The organism is Sunxiuqinia indica, assembly GCF_009847015.1.
GTDB lineage: Bacteria > Bacteroidota > Bacteroidia > Bacteroidales > Prolixibacteraceae > Sunxiuqinia > Sunxiuqinia indica.
The window spans coordinates 446,812-464,724 of the sequence record NZ_WVEM01000002.1 but is presented as its reverse complement, the minus strand read 5'-3'; the positions used below and the strand labels follow the sequence as shown (position 1 = coordinate 464,724).

General features: G+C 42.2%; 24 protein-coding genes and 1 tRNA gene. 16 read left to right on the top strand and 9 right to left on the bottom strand.

Annotated elements, in window-relative coordinates:
• Window positions 1-40: 40 nt before the first annotated feature.
• Complete coding sequence (locus GR929_RS05125; RefSeq protein WP_159517852.1) at window positions 41-292, top strand: hypothetical protein; 252 nt, start codon at window positions 41-43, stop codon at window positions 290-292.
• A 47-nt stretch (window positions 293-339) separates the two neighbouring features.
• On the opposite strand, the gene GR929_RS05120 is transcribed toward GR929_RS05125, so the two are convergent.
• Together GR929_RS05120 and GR929_RS05115 are read right to left on the bottom strand one after the other, a co-directional pair.
• Window positions 340-1,458: a nucleotidyltransferase domain-containing protein gene (locus GR929_RS05120; RefSeq protein ID WP_159517851.1), complete on the bottom strand. Its 1,119-nt coding sequence runs from the start codon at window positions 1,456-1,458 to the stop codon at window positions 340-342.
• On the bottom strand, window positions 1,451-2,569 hold the full coding sequence (locus GR929_RS05115) for a hypothetical protein (protein WP_159517850.1): 1,119 nt from the start codon (window positions 2,567-2,569) through the stop codon (window positions 1,451-1,453). Before GR929_RS05115 ends, GR929_RS05120 begins: the two co-directional genes overlap by 8 nt.
• Window positions 2,570-2,975: 406 nt before the next feature.
• On the opposite strand from GR929_RS05115, the gene GR929_RS05110 reads away from it, so the two are divergent.
• The 15 genes from GR929_RS05110 to GR929_RS05040 all read left to right on the top strand — a co-directional run bounded on the left by GR929_RS05110 (window position 2,976) and on the right by GR929_RS05040 (window position 14,000).
• On the top strand, window positions 2,976-3,275 hold the full coding sequence (locus tag GR929_RS05110; protein ID WP_159517849.1) for a hypothetical protein: 300 nt from the start codon (window positions 2,976-2,978) through the stop codon (window positions 3,273-3,275).
• A 265-nt stretch (window positions 3,276-3,540) separates the two neighbouring features.
• Window positions 3,541-3,614 (top strand) — tRNA-Met (locus GR929_RS05105).
• Between the two features lie 532 nt (window positions 3,615-4,146).
• On the top strand, window positions 4,147-4,467 hold the full coding sequence (locus GR929_RS05100) for a NifB/NifX family molybdenum-iron cluster-binding protein (protein ID WP_159517848.1): 321 nt from the start codon (window positions 4,147-4,149) through the stop codon (window positions 4,465-4,467).
• Between the two features lie 11 nt (window positions 4,468-4,478).
• Window positions 4,479-4,715 carry a DUF5320 domain-containing protein gene (locus tag GR929_RS05095; RefSeq protein ID WP_159517847.1) on the top strand — a complete coding sequence of 79 codons (237 nt, stop codon included), beginning with the start codon at window positions 4,479-4,481 and terminating at the stop codon, window positions 4,713-4,715.
• A gap of 14 nt (window positions 4,716-4,729) precedes the next feature.
• Window positions 4,730-5,065, top strand: a complete 336-nt coding sequence (locus tag GR929_RS05090) for a NifB/NifX family molybdenum-iron cluster-binding protein (RefSeq protein WP_159517846.1) — start codon at window positions 4,730-4,732, stop codon at window positions 5,063-5,065.
• 207 nt (window positions 5,066-5,272) lie between these two features.
• A complete protein-coding gene (locus tag GR929_RS05085) occupies window positions 5,273-6,130 on the top strand; it encodes a nucleotide-binding protein (protein ID WP_159517845.1) in 858 nt (285 codons plus the stop codon).
• The gene (locus GR929_RS05080; protein ID WP_159517844.1) at window positions 6,127-6,996 is read left to right on the top strand and encodes a P-loop NTPase; all 870 of its coding nucleotides are present in this window, start codon (window positions 6,127-6,129) and stop codon (window positions 6,994-6,996) included. The genes GR929_RS05085 and GR929_RS05080 overlap by 4 nt, the downstream gene beginning before the upstream one ends.
• The gene (locus GR929_RS05075; RefSeq protein WP_159517843.1) at window positions 6,989-7,825 is read left to right on the top strand and encodes an Mrp/NBP35 family ATP-binding protein; all 837 of its coding nucleotides are present in this window, start codon (window positions 6,989-6,991) and stop codon (window positions 7,823-7,825) included. Before GR929_RS05080 ends, GR929_RS05075 begins: the two co-directional genes overlap by 8 nt.
• On the top strand, window positions 7,809-8,255 hold the full coding sequence (locus GR929_RS05070; protein WP_159517842.1) for an acyl-CoA thioesterase: 447 nt from the start codon (window positions 7,809-7,811) through the stop codon (window positions 8,253-8,255). The genes GR929_RS05075 and GR929_RS05070 overlap by 17 nt, the downstream gene beginning before the upstream one ends.
• Complete coding sequence (locus GR929_RS05065; RefSeq protein WP_159517841.1) at window positions 8,252-9,034, top strand: MBL fold metallo-hydrolase; 783 nt, start codon at window positions 8,252-8,254, stop codon at window positions 9,032-9,034. The genes GR929_RS05070 and GR929_RS05065 overlap by 4 nt, the downstream gene beginning before the upstream one ends.
• 18 nt (window positions 9,035-9,052) lie before the next feature.
• Complete coding sequence (locus GR929_RS05060; protein ID WP_159517840.1) at window positions 9,053-10,747, top strand: FAD-dependent oxidoreductase; 1,695 nt, start codon at window positions 9,053-9,055, stop codon at window positions 10,745-10,747.
• An 88-nt stretch (window positions 10,748-10,835) separates the two neighbouring features.
• Entirely contained in the window at window positions 10,836-11,630 is a 795-nt protein-coding gene (locus GR929_RS05055; RefSeq protein WP_159517839.1) for an EFR1 family ferrodoxin, read from the top strand.
• A gap of 671 nt (window positions 11,631-12,301) precedes the next feature.
• Entirely contained in the window at window positions 12,302-12,727 is a 426-nt protein-coding gene (locus tag GR929_RS05050) for a Fur family transcriptional regulator (RefSeq protein ID WP_159517838.1), read from the top strand.
• A 24-nt stretch (window positions 12,728-12,751) separates the two neighbouring features.
• Window positions 12,752-13,249 carry a bacterioferritin gene (locus GR929_RS05045; protein WP_201300907.1) on the top strand — a complete coding sequence of 166 codons (498 nt, stop codon included), beginning with the start codon at window positions 12,752-12,754 and terminating at the stop codon, window positions 13,247-13,249.
• Window positions 13,250-13,268: 19 nt separating this feature from the next.
• Window positions 13,269-14,000: a peroxiredoxin gene (locus tag GR929_RS05040; protein WP_159517837.1), complete on the top strand. Its 732-nt coding sequence runs from the start codon at window positions 13,269-13,271 to the stop codon at window positions 13,998-14,000.
• Between the two features lie 92 nt (window positions 14,001-14,092).
• Here the strand turns inward: GR929_RS05040 and GR929_RS22125 are convergent, their stop codons facing one another.
• The 7 genes from GR929_RS22125 to GR929_RS05005 all read right to left on the bottom strand — a co-directional run bounded on the left by GR929_RS22125 (window position 14,093) and on the right by GR929_RS05005 (window position 17,851).
• Window positions 14,093-14,284, bottom strand: a complete 192-nt coding sequence (locus GR929_RS22125) for an Abi family protein (protein WP_394366231.1) — start codon at window positions 14,282-14,284, stop codon at window positions 14,093-14,095.
• Window positions 14,285-14,548: 264 nt separating this feature from the next.
• Window positions 14,549-15,490 (bottom strand): HipA domain-containing protein, encoded by a 942-nt coding sequence (locus GR929_RS05030; RefSeq protein ID WP_159517836.1) that lies wholly within the window; start codon window positions 15,488-15,490, stop codon window positions 14,549-14,551.
• On the bottom strand, window positions 15,480-15,815 hold the full coding sequence (locus GR929_RS05025) for a HipA N-terminal domain-containing protein (RefSeq protein ID WP_159517835.1): 336 nt from the start codon (window positions 15,813-15,815) through the stop codon (window positions 15,480-15,482). The genes GR929_RS05030 and GR929_RS05025 overlap by 11 nt, the downstream gene beginning before the upstream one ends.
• Window positions 15,812-16,021 (bottom strand): type II toxin-antitoxin system Y4mF family antitoxin, encoded by a 210-nt coding sequence (locus tag GR929_RS05020; protein WP_107823948.1) that lies wholly within the window; start codon window positions 16,019-16,021, stop codon window positions 15,812-15,814. Before GR929_RS05020 ends, GR929_RS05025 begins: the two co-directional genes overlap by 4 nt.
• Window positions 16,022-16,145: 124 nt before the next feature.
• Window positions 16,146-16,580 (bottom strand): hypothetical protein, encoded by a 435-nt coding sequence (locus tag GR929_RS05015; protein ID WP_159517834.1) that lies wholly within the window; start codon window positions 16,578-16,580, stop codon window positions 16,146-16,148.
• A complete protein-coding gene (locus tag GR929_RS05010) occupies window positions 16,564-17,502 on the bottom strand; it encodes a relaxase/mobilization nuclease domain-containing protein (protein WP_159517833.1) in 939 nt (312 codons plus the stop codon). Before GR929_RS05010 ends, GR929_RS05015 begins: the two co-directional genes overlap by 17 nt.
• A 46-nt stretch (window positions 17,503-17,548) precedes the next feature.
• A complete protein-coding gene (locus tag GR929_RS05005; protein WP_159517832.1) occupies window positions 17,549-17,851 on the bottom strand; it encodes a plasmid mobilization protein in 303 nt (100 codons plus the stop codon).
• Between the last annotated feature and the right edge of the window lie 62 nt (window positions 17,852-17,913).

Here is a 17,913-nt window from a genome sequence, read left to right as displayed (position 1 = left end):
GTGTAAATAATTATTAGATTTACACCTCAAATATAGGTTAATGAAGATACTTCTCGTCGCACTGATCGTTTTTCTAGTTAATATTCCGTTTGGGGCACTTCGCTCCAAGCACAAAAAGTTCAGCCTCATGTGGTGGATTTATATCCACATCCCCGTACCGATTGTTATTCTGCTTCGCATCTATAGCGACATCGGGTTTGCTCTATATACTTACCCAATTCTTGTAGGGGCATTTTTTGGTGGACAATTAGTCGGAAGAAAGTATTTTCCATTAAAGAAAAATAAACAATAGAGCGAAAAACTAAAATAGCCTCGCTTTATTTTCATCGAAGCTACAAGTTACAATCGTCGATTAAAGAATTGCCCCCAGATCTGACGATGGTTCTTAAGCCAACTGTCATCACGAAGCCTACGCATTAGATACTCTCTCTTTCTTTTAATGAAAATGGCTGATATTGGCAGCAAAATATATCCGCCAATAATACGCTGCGAAAAGAAAATAAGGCTTCGAAAAATAGTTCGGAAGATTTTAAATCGAATACCCAATATATGTTTCGTCTTCAAAATAGAATAGGATATATTTCGGTGCTCGAAGAACGCTCGTTCTTCTCCTAATATTCTATCAGCTAAAGCAAAATAGGCAATCGCTTTGTGCTTCGGCTTTATGAATGACAACGCCTCGTTTAACGAATAACGTTCAGCAAGTTTGCTCAAATCGCACAAACCGCGCAATGATATCATTCCGTACAAATGCCCTTCATTCGAAAGCTGACTATGTATAAATGAATGCACCAGCTTATGCTTATCAGATGGAACATAGCATCCCAATAATTTCTTTGCGAATACTTTTTCCCGATCGATTAGCGACGAATTAAACTGATTCAAATATGCCTGATCCACAGGGATGCGATGAATTTCCACTGCGGCACCCCACTCCGGATGAAAAAGTCGAGGATAATGCTTCGAATCAGCCACATCAATGTATCCCGGCGTTTCTTCCTCTTGCTGATATCCTTTTGATTTCAGCAATCCTGCACACTTGAGATAATCCCTTTCATCAACCAAAAAGTCGATATCATTCATCATACGCTCACCAACGTCTGAATAAACATCGTCTAAAATGTAGGCAACGCCCTTTAGGAAGGTGGGCTTGATGTTTTCCTTATTCAATAACGCTGTAATCTCCGAAACCTGTGTCAGAATTTTGCGATTCCTTCCGGTGTTCATCTCATAAATCTGGCGCAGATGATCGACCAACTCATCAGGGAGATATCCTAAGACATTAGCTTTATCGAACCGGACGTAAATTGCAGGCATTACAAGATGATCACTGCACAAGGATACAAAGTCATACCAATCGACCTGATCAACCTTTCGAATCAACTCGTCCCTGAAGTCAGAGTGCTTTTGAATTGTCAAACATTTACCGACAAAATAAAAAAGCTCCTTTTTATTCATGAGCAAATATATCTTCAATGGTTTCCAAAGCTCTGTCAGTGTCCGAATAGGTTAGCTGTAAAAAGGAAAGTTGTTCAAGTTTATCGAATAAGATCTCAACATTCTCCGGCTTTGGCGGAACCCAGATTTGTTGTAACAACAACCTCAACCCCTGGGTAAAATCCAGCTCCTCCAATTCAAACTCAACAGCCTGATCATACTTGATAAATACAATTTCGGAAACTGGAAATAATAAATCCATCTTTTCATTGGCGATAGGAATATGCCTAACTTTCTTTTCCGGAGTGACTTGTGTAAGGGGCTGACCTTCCAACTCCGGGTAATAGTTTTTCAACAATCCCATCGCGCCTTCTTTTACCGACATGGCACCCGGGAAAGGGTAAGCGTTTAGCGAGTCTTTAGCAAAAGGTACAAAATCGTCTGAAATAAGGTGAAAGCCCCGAGATTGGAGCAATGCCGAAAATGTAGATTTTCCGCTACCTGGCGAAGCTGAAAACAGGATCGTCTTCTTCTCGTTCGTGACCGCTGCGGCATGCACTGTCATTAGCCAATCTTCATTGGTCTTATTATGCAGAATATTAACAAGCTCGATGAAAACACGCCCTTTCACCAAATGGCTCTCTTGCTTTGTCCATACATCTACAATCTCATTGTTCAATCGAAAAACAACCTCATCCTCATACTCGAACAATTCGAAATGAGCCACAGCGTCGTTCGCGGTGATTTCCAAATGACGAATCAAAGGTCGAATGTACCTCTCTAATAATTCATTCCCATACGTGAACCTAATCACCTTGGTGCCGAGGATATAATAAGCCGACGAAAAACACGGATTACGAAAATTCGAAATCTCGGAACTGGATTGAAAATCTCCCTCAACCCAAGCTTTCATTTGGTTCATCTTTTCCGTTCGTGCTCTTATATCTCGCACAAAAGTTAAACTTTCAGCTAAATCAACGGAATAACGATGAGAAAAATCTCTCGCGATTGTCTCCGTTTTGTATCGTTTGGCTACTCGGCTAAACACATACCACGCTGGTTCTTCAAGCAAAAAATACAAATTCGAGTTTTGCAACCATACCAGATAGGATTGACCTATTTTTCTTTTCACATACGAAATTGACATCCTTTTAAAATTAGTGACAACAAAGCTATTTACATTTAGTCAAATATCAACATTATTTACTGACACTTAAATTGCATAACATTATTCAGATTTTAAGAAAAACCACCTCTCTCCGTTCGCTCTCATTTATCTAAATTAAGCTTTAAAAGCGAAACAAAAGTTTCCGATATGCAGATAAAGAGTCCAACTATATCTTCCCTTATATCAAACCCTCTTCAGAAACCGCGAAAAATCTCTCAAAATCCGGAAAGTGAAACAAGCAATAAACTTAAAAATATTCTCAACATAAAAATACGGGAAATTACGCATTGCAGATTACGTTAACTGATCACATATTTATGATGTAGATTAGAAATGGGGAAAAATTTAATAACAACTAAAAATAATAGAGATGAAAACGGCGGAGAACAAACAAAGACCTCACGAACTCAATTTACTTGAGAAAAAAATCACCCGAAAGGAAGCATTAAAGAAAACAGGGCTCGCAGCACTTTCTGCGACAACTATGATGCTCCTATTAAATAACGAAGCAAAAGCTGGCGGAGGCTTTTCTGGAGGTGGAGACGATAATGAAGGTGGGAAGAACTTCTGGGGACATAATAACAACAATAATAATGGAAACCATCACGGAGGTGGACATCACGGAGGCGGACATCATGGAGGCGGACATAAAGCGTCACCTTGTTATTAATATAGAAAAACTAAGAGGAGGGGAATTCCCCTCCTCTTTTTATTCCAAAACAATTCAACCGTAGAAAAAACTCTAGCTACTGGGAATAACTGTCGAATGGAATCTTTCATTCTGACCATCATCTACTTAACACCACCCAAAATGAATTCTTAACAGAATAGGCTAACACAACAAGAATACTCATTCAAAAAGTTAAGTTATTTTTTCGCTCTCCCCTTATGCCAACAAAAAATAAATACTATATTTGCAACCTCAAAAATAATACGGCGAGGTAGCTCAGCTGGTTAGAGCGCATGATTCATAATCATGAGGTCGGCGGATCATGCCCGCCTCTCGCTACTTAAAATCAAGAGGTTATAAGATTAAAAACTTATAACCTCTTTTTATTTGCACACAATTTGCACACAAATCAACAGGCAGCTTCAACTCCGATTTTACCCCATATCCAAACACAAATAAACTTTTAAAATAATTCCGAATAAAAGGAATATACATCTTCAATATCCAGTATTCTGAAATTGATGCTACCAGGCTTGCCGAAGAATTCCGTCCCTGGAATCAATGCATTATGCGGATCTATTCTAGATATTCTTATGGGTAACTAAAATCTTTGAAAGTCATTACAAATTCTAAATTTCTTTAAGAACATTATGAATTTTGAGACAGCAGAATAGATAAACAAAACCTTCTTCCTCTTAAGATCATCCTATTCTAAATCAAAGAATTAAATACCAATACTTTTAATTCGTCAAAAATTTAATGGTTCTATTGTTCCTCGTAATCATATCTTCGCTATATTTGCAATGAACATTTGTTCTTTTTAGATACATCTAGAAGCATCATTTACAATCTAATAAAATCAAATATATAGATGAAAATAGCAATAACAGCAACTGGTCACACCATAAAATCAAAAATGGATAATCGATTTGGAAGATGCTCTTTCTTTGCCATTTACGACACGGAGCGGAAACAAACAGAGTTCCTCTCAAACCCGGGGCAAGCCAGCAACGAGGGAGCTGGTCCTGCATCCGTTCAATTTATTGTATCGCAAGGGGTAACCCGAATTATATCGGGAGAATTTGGAGGTAAGGTAAAAGATATACTTAGTGGATTGAATATCCAGATGATTATTCATGGTAAAACTAACATTACCATCGAAGAAATATTGAATCAAATTAGTCAAAATTAAAAACAGAAGCCATGCCAGGACTTAACAGACAAGGACCCAAAAGTGAAGGACCGATGACAGGTCGTTCGATGGGAAAATGCGGAAACAAAACAAACCGGATTTTTGGAGAAGAGAACACAATGACACCAACAGAAAACAATCTGGAACAAATGGAAATGAGACCAATGTTCAGGAACAGAGGCCGTGGAAAACAACGCTGCCAATCTAACGGAGGTGGATTTGGTGGTGGAAGAAGAAGAGGCAGATAAATAAAAAACTAACAATGAGAAAAATAGCTATCCCAACCGAAAATGGTGTTTTAAGTACACATTTCGGACATTGTAAGCATTTTACTTTAATCGAAGTAAAGAACGATTCTATCGGTAACGAAACCGTCGTTGAAGCACCACCTCACGAGCCCGGGTTACTGCCAAAGTGGTTGGCAGAAAGAGGCGTTACCGAAATTATATCAGGCGGTATCGGACAAAAAGCAGTTAACCTATTCAAATCCAATAATATTATCATCCATGCCGGAGCTCCAAATAAGCCGGCAAATGAGTTGGTTCGTGATTTAATTGATAACAGGCTGATGACAGGAACTAACGCTTGTGATCATTAAATTCAAGCTTTGTAGAGATCTTACCATAACTGAAGCAAAATCGGCAGGAGGAAGGGCTTATTCCGCACAAATCAAACGGGTGAAGCTCCTTCTACCCTGCCCGATTTGTATTGCTAAGAAATTGATCAGATTGCTACATGAAGCTTGTATTTCTACAAAGCACCGGGCAAACACCCGTTTTTCGTAAAATGACAATCCTATAAATCAATGAAAATAGCTATTGCCAGCGGCAAAGGTGGGACCGGCAAGACGCTGGTTTCGACAAACCTCTTCAATGTGATTAGCCGGCAAGGACAAAAAGTAAGGCTAATCGATTGCGACGCCGAAGAACCCAATGTTTGTGAATTTATTCGGGGAAATGTTGAAGAGGAAACGCTCACAATGACGCACATTCCGGTAATCGACTCGCATAAATGTACCTTCTGCGGCAATTGCCAGGAATATTGCAGTTATAACGCCATCATCATGCTTCCTACAATCAAAACAATCCGGGTGATTGAGGATTTGTGCCACGACTGCGGGGCTTGTGTTTACGCCTGCCAATACGACGCCATTACCGAAAAAGAAAAAGTTACCGGTAGTATTACACAATATTCCATCAGCGCCAATGCAGATGTGCTAGAAAGTCAGACGGAAATAGGCATTTACTCGCCAGTCCCGATTATCGGGCAAACGATTAACATGGCCGAAGCAGATACATTGACCTTCTTGGATTCACCTCCGGGAACCTCGTGTCCGTTTATTGCAACTGTTGAACGGGCGGATTACGTTGTCCTGGTGACCGAACCAACTCCATTTGGGTTAAACGACTTAAAGCTGTCGGTTGAAACACTCCGCAAACTGAAAAAAGAATTTGGTGTCGTGATTAACCGGTACGGAATTGGAAAAGAACTGATTGAAGACTATTTAAATAAGGAAGAAATCGCCGTTTTAGGTCATATTCCATTCGACAAGCGAATCGCAGAGACTTATGCTAAAGGCGACCTTATTACAGATAAATACCTACAGTACAGCGAATTGTTCAAGAAATTACATCAGAACATTACGAAACAACTACAGAGATGACAGAAATCGCAATTTTAAGCGGGAAAGGAGGCACCGGCAAATCCGGGATCAGCGCAGCTCTGGCCACTTTAGCCCCCAAAGTAGTTGTTGCCGACTGCGACGTTGATGCCGCGAACTTACACCTCATTCTAGAACCGCGTAACTACCTCGAAAAGGTTTATACCTCCGGCCAAAAGGCTCATATCGCCGTCGAAAAATGCACGAGCTGCGGCAAATGCATGGACTACTGCCGTTTTGACGCCATCAAATTAGCAAACGGCGAATATTCGGTTGTCGAAACAGCTTGTGATGGTTGCAAATTATGCGCGCGCGTTTGCCCAACTGGCGCCATCACGATGATTGATCAAAACGAAAGCCGCTGGTTTGCCGGTGCTATTCGGAACGGAAAAATGGTACACGCTCGTTTGGCACCAGGCGAAGATAATTCGGGAAAATTAGTCAATCTCGTTCGCGACCATGCGCGCAAAGAAGCGCACGATATTCAGTCTGACCTCATTTTAATCGATGGTCCCCCGGGAATCGGCTGCCCGGTAATTTCAACGTTGAGTAGTATCAATAAGGTATTGTTAGTAACAGAGCCGACTGTATCAGGTATGCACGATCTGAAACGCATCACCGAGTTGGTCAGTCAATACAAACTGGAAGTATTCCTGGTCATCAACAAATGCGACATCAACCCGGAAATGACGGAGGAAATCGAAAAATGGGCTGTCGGAAAGCAAATTCCGGTAATCAGTAAAATACCATTCTCGCAGGTTTGGGTAGAAGCCATGATCAACTGTAAAAGCATTGTCGACTGGGCACCTGAATCAGAATTAAGTGATCAAATCAGAGCTATTTGGAAAAAATTAATTGATAATGAATAAGCAAGCAACAATCGAAAAAATAAAACTCCCCGGTGTAAAAAACATCATCGTTGTAGCATCCGGGAAAGGCGGCGTCGGCAAATCAACTGTGGCTGCCAATCTTGCAGTCGCCTTGGCGTCTGAAGGCTATAAAACAGCGTTGTTCGACGCCGACCTGTATGGACCTTCAAGCCCGATTCTTTTTGATGTTCAGGATGAAAAGCCACAGGTTTTTAAATATCCGGAAGGTGAAAAATATATGCCTGTTCAAAAATATGGCGTCAAACTCATTTCCGTTGGGTTCTTTGTTACCAAGAAAAAATCATTGATCTGGCGCGGACCAGCTGCATCCGGCGTACTGACGCAACTATTATCGTCGACCGAGTGGGGCGAAACAGATTTCTTGATCCTGGATTTTCCTCCGGGGACAGGCGACATTCAGCTAACCGCCATTCAGAAACTAACGATTTCAGGAGCACTAATTGTGACTACACCCCAGCAATTGTCGCTGGCAGACGCGGAGAAAGCTGCTGATATGTTCGAAAATGAGCACCTCCATGTGCCACTTTTGGGCGTGGTCGAAAACATGGCCTATTTTATACCGGCACAACACCCCGACGAGCGCTATTTTGTATTCGGGAACGGGGGCGGCCAGCTGCTGGCGAACCAACTCAATGTTCCACTGTTGGCTCAACTGCCGCTAATTTGTGAAAATGAAGTGAATTCGCCCGAAACCTTCAAAATAAGCAAGAACCCGATTATGGTTGAAAAATTCAGAGCCCTGGCCGAATCGATTCAAAAATCGGTGTCGGATAAAGCCTGGGGCTTCAAATATGTCAAACAAAATTGAAACACAAGGAATGATTAAAGGAGAAATAACCCTGCGCCCCCGTTACGGTGAAGTCGACCAAATGGGTTACGTGTACCATGGTAACTACGTCAATTACTTTCACCAGGCTCGCACCGAATTGATGCGCGAAATGAGAATTGAAGACAGTAAACTGGAGGCACAACAAGTTATGATGCCGGTCATCAGTATGAATTTGCAATATCATCGACCTGCCGGTTACGACGAACTGCTGACAATTCACACCATTATTGCTGAAGAGCCCATCACTCGGTTGAATTTTCAGTTTGAAGCACGGAACGAGCAAAACCAGTTGGTGTGTTCGGCTAACTCGACGGTTGTTTTTGTCGACAGCAAGACCCGGAAGCCTATGCGAATTCCGGAATTTGTAAAAGAAAAATTCGATCAACTCTTTGCAATAAAAATGGTATGAAACTAACGGTATTAACTGAAAACGTTGCCGGAGGCAGCTTTTATGCGGAACACGGACTGTCGTACCTGATTGAGCATGATGAAAAAACAATTCTATTGGATACAGGGCACAGTGATGTCTTCCTGAAAAATGCCAGTCGTTTGGGCATCAATTTGAATGAGCAAGTTGACCAAATCGTTCTTAGTCACGGACATTGGGATCACGGGGACGGCTTGAGATACATTCAAAATAAGCCGTTGCTGACGCATCCAAAATCATTTATGAAGCGTTTTCGGAAACACGATCAGACAAATTTAGGCTTGCGCATGAGCCGCCAGGAAGTTGAAAAACAGTTTGATCTGCAGGTTTCAGCCACTCCTGTTCAAATTTCCAAACACATCTTTTTCCTGGCTGAGATTCCAAGAGCAAACAATTTCGAGGCGCAAACGATTGCTTTTGTTGACGAAAACGGGAACGAAGATTTTGTTCCCGATGATTCGGCTCTGGCTTTCATCGAAAACGAGGCCTTGATCATCGTGACCGGTTGCAGCCATTCCGGCATCTGCAACATCTGCGAATACGCCAAAAAGATTACCGGAGTCGACCACATCAAAACCGTGATTGGCGGCTTCCATCTGAAACAAAATAACCTTCAAACGAAGGAAACCATCAACTATTTCATGCGGGAAAAAGTTGAAACGATACTCCCTTCACATTGCACTGACTTACCGGCATTGGCTGCCTTTCAAAACCAGTTTTCGAACCCGTTCGTCAAGACCGGGCAAACACATCAATTCTAACCTTAAATCGAATTTGAAATGACTACACGCAAGAAAATAATCGTTATTGGCGGCTCAGCTGCAGGTCCGAAAGCTGCTGCCCGCGCACGACGCATGGACGAATTTGCCGAAATAACCATGTTTCAGAAAGGCCCCGACCTGTCGATGGCTTCCTGTGGTTTTCCGTATTACGTGGGCGGATTTTTCGACGATCGCAATAAATTGCTTTGTACTCCGACCGGCGTGGTTCGCGACCCTAATTTTTACTGGAATGCCAAGGGTATTGTTTGCAAAATTAACACCGAGGTAACGAAAATAGATCGGGCTAAAAAGCTGATTGAATACAAAGATTTGCTGACCGGAGAAACCGGCACGCAGGAGTACGACAAGCTGGTAATTGCGACCGGAGCAACGGCGAATATGCCACCAATTCCGGGAATCAACCTTGATGGCATCACAACACTGCAATCGATGCAGGATGCTGACTACCTGCGTAAAATCAGGGACGAAAAGAAAATACAGAAAGCAGTTGTGATCGGTGGCGGCTTAATCGGTATCGAAACCCTGGAAGCCCTTCACCTGGCTGGGATTGAACTGACAATGATTGAACTTCTGCCACAACTCCTCACCTTCCTCGACTGGAAAATGGCGAAGCTGGTTGAAAATTACCTGAAATCGAAAGCCAATGTGGTGACTAAAAATGGTGTTGCCGAATTCATTGGAGAAAATGGCAAACTAATCGGTGTTAAATTGCAGAATGGTACGGAAATCCCCTGCGAACTGGCGGTTGTAGCCATCGGCATACGTCCCCGCGTTGATTTAGCGAAAGCCGCCGGGCTGGAAATTGGCAAGCTTGGAGGCATCATTGCCAACGAGTACATGCAAACCAGCGACCCTGATATATACGCTGCCGGCGACTGCTGCGAAATTCCCAACCTGATTACCGGCAAAAATGTCTTAGCCCCTTACGGCGACCTGGCAAATCTTGAAGGTCGTGCAGCCGGCGAAAACATCATCAAAGGAAATGTAGCGACCTTTCCGGGAACGATTCAGACCGGAGTTTGTAAAATATTTGATTACGGCGTAGGAATCACCGGCTTATCGGAAGCCAAAGCGATTGATGCTGACATTGACTATGTAAAAGCGGTCAATGCCAGCCCCGACAAACCGGGTTTTATGGATGGTAAACTACTGTTCACCAAACTGGTTGCAGAAAGGAAAACCGGGCGAATTCTGGGTGCGCAATGCCTCGGTCCGGGCGACGTCAGCAAACAACTGGCTATTTGGGCAACAGCAATCAAAGGGAAATTAACGGTTGACGACATGGTGAATGCCGATCTTCCGTACGCGCCTCCCTTCTCACTGGCTATCGACCACAGTATCGCAACGGCTCATATCCTTCAAAATAAGATGCACGGTCTGTTTGATGGCATCTCGGCGCTCGATCTGAAAACAATGCTCGATAGCGGCGAAGACCTGTATATTCTTGACGTTCGTGGAGCCGATGAATACGAACAAACCCGTCTTGGCGTTGGTGAAACACTGATTCCACTGGGCGTTCTCAGGAAACGCATCAACGAACTTCCCGCCGACAAAAACAAAACGATTGTCACCTATTGTAAAATATCGCTGCGTGGCTACGAAGCGGCCATGCTGATAAAGGCACATGGCTACACCAACGTGAAAGTGATGGAAGGTGGAATTGCCGGCTGGCCATTCGAAAAAGAAAAATAGTCAACAAATGATTATTGGGGAGAAACTCCGGCAGTCTCAAATTCATTTTTATAATTTTGAAGGCTGCCGGATTTAATTTTCAAATGCTATGGAATCAATAAACAGCATCTACTTTTCGCCAACTCACACCACAAAAACGATAGCAAACACGCTGGCTAACGATCTCTGTTCAAACCTTGTCAATCAGATTAACCTGACAAAGCCGGATTTTGAGATCAACACAGATCATTTTAACGCAGATTCGATCTCGATTATAGGCATGCCCGTCTATTCGGGCCGCTTGCCGCTCGATGCAGTCGTTCGTTTTCTGAATATCGATGGAAAAGGCTCAAAAGCAATCGTGCTTGTTGTTTACGGGAACCGGGAGTTCGACGACGCTTTGCTTGAATTGGCAGAGCTTGTACAAAAAGCAAATTTTCAGGTTATTGCTGCGGCTGCTTTTATCGGAGAACACTCGTACTCTACTGCTCAAAAGCCGATTGCAGCCAATCGGCCTGATGCTAATGATCTGCTGCAAATTCACGCATTCTCGAGCCAGATCAAAGTAAAATTGGAAACCCCTAATCGTGATCACCTATTCGCACTCGAGCAGTTACCAGGTAATCAACCTTTTGTAGAGCGTAAACAACGACCAGCCCTTGCACCCGAAACCAATAGCTCCAACTGCAACTTATGCGGAGCCTGCGCCGAAAGTTGCCCGCCAGGTGCCATAACGGTGAACTGCAACGTTTTTACCGACGCTGAGAGATGCATTTGGTGCTGTGCCTGCGTTAAGCAATGTCCGGAACAAGCGCGCACGTTCGATGTGGAAATTATTCAAACAATTCGCGAACGACTTTTTGATAATTGTGGGCAGAGAAAGGAACCACAGTTTTTTCTTTAATAGTGTGTATTCCTTGCTTATAATTCCCCTTAAGCTTCTATCAATCCTTTTGAATTCTCTTGCTTTTGACGCCCCAGCTAATGATCTTTGTGTATATTAAAAAGGCGATTCTAGACCCTATGAACTGAGAAAACACCTTCGGATCGATTCACGATTTGGTTCACGAATGGCTATTGAAAAGATGTTAGCTGAACAACCACTCCTGAGTAATTAAACCTACAAAACAAAAAAGAGAATTGACGAGAAATTTTAAAGCGACTTTTTTCGAGATTCCGTCCTTCAAATGTCCTTTGAAGGACAAAGATTCCTGAAATGTCAATCCCATGAAGACCTCCTGTAAACTTTTCTTTTTCTTAGTCTACACACGGCTTGAATCAACAACACACAAATAATTCCAAACCACGACAAAACGAACATTTGATCACTTTATTCATTGAAATGCTTGTTTTTAAAGTGGACGTTTTATAATTTTAATAGCTCTTAAAAGATAATAAATCTCATTTAGGATCAAATTTAAAAAGACAACGTAAAATTCTATATTTAAGCATCCTATTCATTAAAATGGCCATACAAAACCGACAAATAAAACACGAAATATTTAGAACTATAGATCAAATTATTGATTTACAAACAATGGTTGACAGCTATTCATCTTCAAGCAATAAGATTGAATGAAAACGACAATAGAAAATATAAGAAATCAACTCTCAGATAAGGGACTAAAAGTCACACCTCAAAGAATTGCAATTCTTGAAGCTGTTTACGGCGTTGGCGGACATCCAACGGCCGACAACATAATCGAGCATATTCGAAAGAACAACCCGAATATTGCCTCCGGCACTGTCTACAAAGTACTTGACACCTTGATTGAAAACAAACTTATAAGACGGGTCACAACCGATCGGGATGTAATGCGTTACGACGGCGTTATGGGTAAACACCATCATTTGTATTGTACCGAATGTGACTTAATTGAAGATTATATCGACGAAGAATTGGATACAGTTCTAAGAGAATATTTCAAGAACAGGGAAATTAAAGGATTCCATATCAAAGAGTTTGTACTTCAGATAAAAGGAACGTTTGATAAATGTTAAAAATAAATTATAGCACCAATTAAAATGAAAGAAAAAAGTATCGAATTATTAAACAAGGCCATTTCTGATGAGCTTTCTGCAGTACATCAATACATGTACTTCCATTTCCTTTGCGACGACCAAGGCTACGACCTGCTTGCAGGCTTGTTCAAAAAGACGGCCATTGAGGAAATGATGCATATTGAACGACTAGCCGAGCGAATTCTGTTTTTAAAAGGAGAAGTTGAAATGGTGGCTTCCGAGAAAGTCAAGAAAATTCATGAAGTAAAAGAAATGCTAGCAATGGCCACTTCCATGGAGGAATCGAGTGCACGCGACTACAATCTTTGGGCAAACGAGTGCTCCCTCAATGCCGATTCTGTGTCCAAGAAGATTTTCGAATCGCTGGTCGAAGATGAAGAAAGACATGGAGACCATTTCGACGTAGAAATGGAAAACCTCCGAAAGTTCGGAGATAACTATCTGGCACTGCAATCGATTGAAAGAAGTAAAAACATCGCTTCAGGGCGACCGACGGAATAATAAACTTAAAATTTTCAAAATGGAAAATAATCAAGAACAACAAGTAGTAAGCATGCCAAGAATTGGCGACGCTGCTCCCGAGTTTACGGCCATAACAACTCAGGGCGAAATCAATTTCCCATCTGACTACAAAGGTGAATGGGTTATCCTTTTTAGCCACCCTGCCGATTTCACTCCGGTGTGTACGTCTGAGTTCATGACTTTCGCGACGATGGAAGATCAATTTGCAAAAGCAAACTGTAAACTTGTCGGGCTTTCAATTGATGGTTTGTACAGCCATATTGCATGGTTGAGAACCATCAAGGAAAAAATTGAATATAAAGGTATGAAGGACGTTGAAGTGAACTTCCCGCTGATTGAAGACATTAAAATGGATGTTGCCAAAAAATACGGGATGATCCAACCCAATGAAGATTCAACAAAAGCGGTCAGAGCAGTTTTCTTTATTGATCCGAAGGGGATTATAAGAACGATCATTTACTACCCGTTAAGTTTGGGAAGAAACTTTGACGAATTATACCGGGTGGTTGTAGCCTTGCAAGCAGCTGACGAATTCAAGATTGCCACTCCTGCTGACTGGCGTCCTGGTGATGATGTAATTATTAGTCCTGCCGGTTCCTGCGGAGCAGCTAAAGGACGAATGGAAGACGAAGAACTTGACTGCAAAGACTGGTTCTTCTGCACCAAAAAACTGGATAAAGATGTCGTCTTGGATAAGATTCTGAAAAAAGAAACTCAATCTGTAGAATAGGGAAAACGAATTCACAATATATCTTAATACTAGACAATTGAGTAGGAGGAAAATAAAATAGTTTTTCCTCCTATTTAGCTTCTATCCAACTGTCAATCTTCCCCCACTTCGACTTCCTCCATTTCATTAACTACCAACTGGCGTATATCCCGATCGAACATATACATTTGCCAAGCCGTTTCAAAAGTAGCGCCTGGTTTGAACACATGATCCTGTTTATCGGCTAACAAGGGATACCAATAACCGCTATAACGGTAATAGTTTTTTAACTCAAGAAGACGCAGAAATTCGCCTTCAGATGCAATAATTAGACCTCTGGATTTTGCTTATTGAAGCTGATCGGCATAGGTAAGTGCAGGTTTATTATAAGGCACTTACTCATAGGGATAAAAATAAAAAGCCTACCCTGAGCGCGCTGATCCAACGGGAAGCGGGGTAAGCATGTTGCAGCAAACTTAAGCATTTGCGTAAATGATTTCCAAATTTCAGGCTTAATATCATTCCAAGTGTTGCTACAACGGACTGCAAAAATTTAAAATTAGAAAAATCTATTCTCTAAGGATTGTAAATCGAACATTCATTAAATGCAGATACTCTTGTTTCATCTCCTCAGACAAAAATGATTTTTCAATCCAAGCCGCAACTTTCGCTCGATTTTTCACCATCCGTTTAAAACTCCCCTCTATTTGCCTCGAGGTTAACCCCATGCCTTCACCTAATTGCACAAAGTGTTCCCGTTTAAGCTTTTTCTTTTTGCCGCACAGTGTCAATGCCAATTCCTCATCATCTTCAGGAAGAACAATAGCCACATTCAACAAATCATAGGCCGGAGCCAGTCCCCAACCTGAGGCTTGCTCAATCATGGAGAAGTTCTTCAAATGCATATCGTTATTGCCCGTTAGAAAAGAGAAAAGAGCCAATTCAAAGAAAAAGATTTTATCAAGCAATGTATTTGTGGAATAGGTATCCAGAGCTTTTCCAACTTTTTCCATAGAACCTTTATACTTATCGAAAGCCTCGGTTATTTGATACATATCCAACATGTGGATTTTTTCACCGCTCTCTGTTCGATCTATCCGTTTTGTGATGTAGGCCAACTCTCCAGAGGCCAAACGGATTAGAGAAGAAGGCACTACTCTTATTCCAAATGCTTCAGCGATACGCATGGTCACATGTTCGTTCTCCGGCATTTCCTGAAATCGATCGGAAGGCGGCTTAAAAATATACTGCCCCCCCAAGGCTCCGACTACAGTCAAACGAGTATCCGCTTTTTCTTTGGCTGCTTTAACTAATGTCATCGAAAGTTTCGGCTGTACACCAGGAACAGTCACGCTTCTCTCCACGACAGACTTCGCCAACTCATCCATCTGACTCAACGTATACTCAATTACAGGTGGCGTTGCAGTACCAAAAATCGCTGACGAACACTTTGGATGAAAATCCAAGTCTTCATCTATTGGCTGGTAGCAATACAAACATTTACGCATCATCTCCCTCCTCAATTGGTACAACACTTACTGCTCCGATACAATTTTGACAACATGCCAAAAGTAATCCCATACGATCATTTTGGTTGATCCGCCAGTTCTCTGACGCTATTTCAAGTAACCATCCCTCAGGAATAAGCCCTTCAAAAAATGGGAACAACCGCTTATCGGAGTATGGCTTATCTGTAACTGGCATCGTAAACGAGAGAAACAATTCCGGATGCTCACTCACATACGCCGAATCGTACTGAAAAACATATTCCCCATCATCCGTTTCTGTGATTGTTCCAGCGAAATAATCCCTATAAAAAACGTTCCCTTTTCTCATCCGTTCAATTCTTTACTATTAACCGGGGCCAACTCATGACCAAACATCCTCAATACCAAGTTGACCTTATCCATATTCAGATTTGTCTTCCCTTGTTCAATTTTCCGAATTACCGTCAGTGCAACACCCGCACGTTCAGCAAACTCTTCTTGAGTAAGATTCACTTCCTTACGTCTCTCTTTTACAAACTCCGCCAACTGTTTCATTATATGCCTTTAAATATAACTTCAAACAAATATATAAAATTATATGCAAATGGATATAACGACAATAAAAATTTATATTTTATATGTAATACCATATAACGAGCGACAAGGCCTTCTTAAACAGTCAAAGCAGGATCATCAGTAGCAAACTCACATAGGCAATGAGCATTCCATAGGTAATCCACCGAAGTTGTTTCTGAAGGGGCCTATTGCCTTGTTCTACGGCCTTAATCACTTTCTCCAACGCTCCGGGTTCGATCTTGATTCCATGTCGATCAATCTCTTTCACTTCCCGCGAAAGCGACATGGATAACTGTGTCAGATGCCTGTATTGCTCTGTCGATAGCTGGAGATCTTTCAGGCTTTGAGCAAGCATCAGATCCCGTTTGTCCATTCTTTCGATCACCAGCCCGATATCAGTATACCGACTCAGTATCTTTTCGCTACTCTCCAGAATCTGCTGATGCGAAGTCGTAAATTTTGATAGTTCCGTTACAATAAGTTCCGCCAGCATCGCGTCCTTGACCGATTGCACCCGTGGATTATAATTTCCGCCCATTTTTTCGTCCTTTCTTTTTTAGTTTACGCCGTCTTTCCTCTTCTCTTTCCTGCGCTTCACTTCCCCGCATGGACCCACCTGGGTTGATTACAGCACCTAAACCAGCCAGTAGTGATCCACCGACAGATCTGCCCTGCGACTGTTTCTGATCCTTTACCTGCATATCCTGCGTGACCGCTTGCTTGTTTACTGAGAAGGTGTTCAACAATGTGCGGTATCCGAACTCCTTGCCGATCTGGGAGGCCTTAAAAGTCTGGCCGTAACCACTGAAGCGCAATCCATAAGTGTTGCCTTTTTTGTTAACCGCTTCCTGGACATCAACTCCCTTCTGTCTCATTTCTTTGGAAAATTCAGCTAAAGACTGAGGATGGCCGGTTAATACTTCGCCTGCTATTTTAACGATCCTTGTTCTGGCCAGTATCCGTTCAAAACTGCTCACCTCTGGTCGGTATTTGCTTTGCCGTTTTACCTCGTTCGCAATCGTTAATCCCATTTCCCGGCTTATCTCTTCCGCAATCTTTCCGGCTCGTTTACTGATAAAACTGGTATCATATACACTGTGATCCAACCCGATCCGGTTCACAATCATGTGCATATGCAAATGATCGGTATCCCGGTGTGTGCAGGCAATCCACTGGTGGTTCTCAAAACCAAAACGTTTACTGAACTCGGAGCATATCCGCTCAAGATCGTTGTGTTTAAGCTTGCTCTCATCTCCTGGGGCAATGCCTATCTCGATACGGATAAACTTATTCTTACACCGGGTATTGCAGGCCTGAAGCTCCAAAAACTCCTTGTGAATAGTGTCTGCCGTTTCGTTTTGTACCAGGTGAGACATGACCAGGACTCCTTTCTTGGATTCCCGCAGAGCATATTCGATGGCCCTGCTACCGTGTTCTATGGCTTTGGCTTTAGCGATCATCAGCTGTACCCTTTCACTAAATTTTCAGTCCATCCTTGGCCTAAAATCAAACAATCCGTCTCTGAAGCCGGGTCAGCTTATCAACCAATTGTCTTATCTCTTCAACCAAGCCGGGATCTCTCTTTCGTATCAGGCTGGATATCCGGTTAAAGTGAGTACAATAGGTCTTTAGCAGATGAAAATATTCAATCTCTTCCTGCGATAAAGGAGGTATTGCTTTGATCTCTCCATGGAGAGCTTGTCCCCGGCAATACTCAGAAAGAGTAAGACCACATTTCTTTGCTAACTCACTGATGATTTTCTTCTCCCCGATGCTGCATCGGAGAAGTATATTTTCTGTCTTGTTCATTGTTTTGCTGTTTTCTTTTTAATCAATTAGCGGAAGCGGGGAAAGAACAGTTTGTATATACA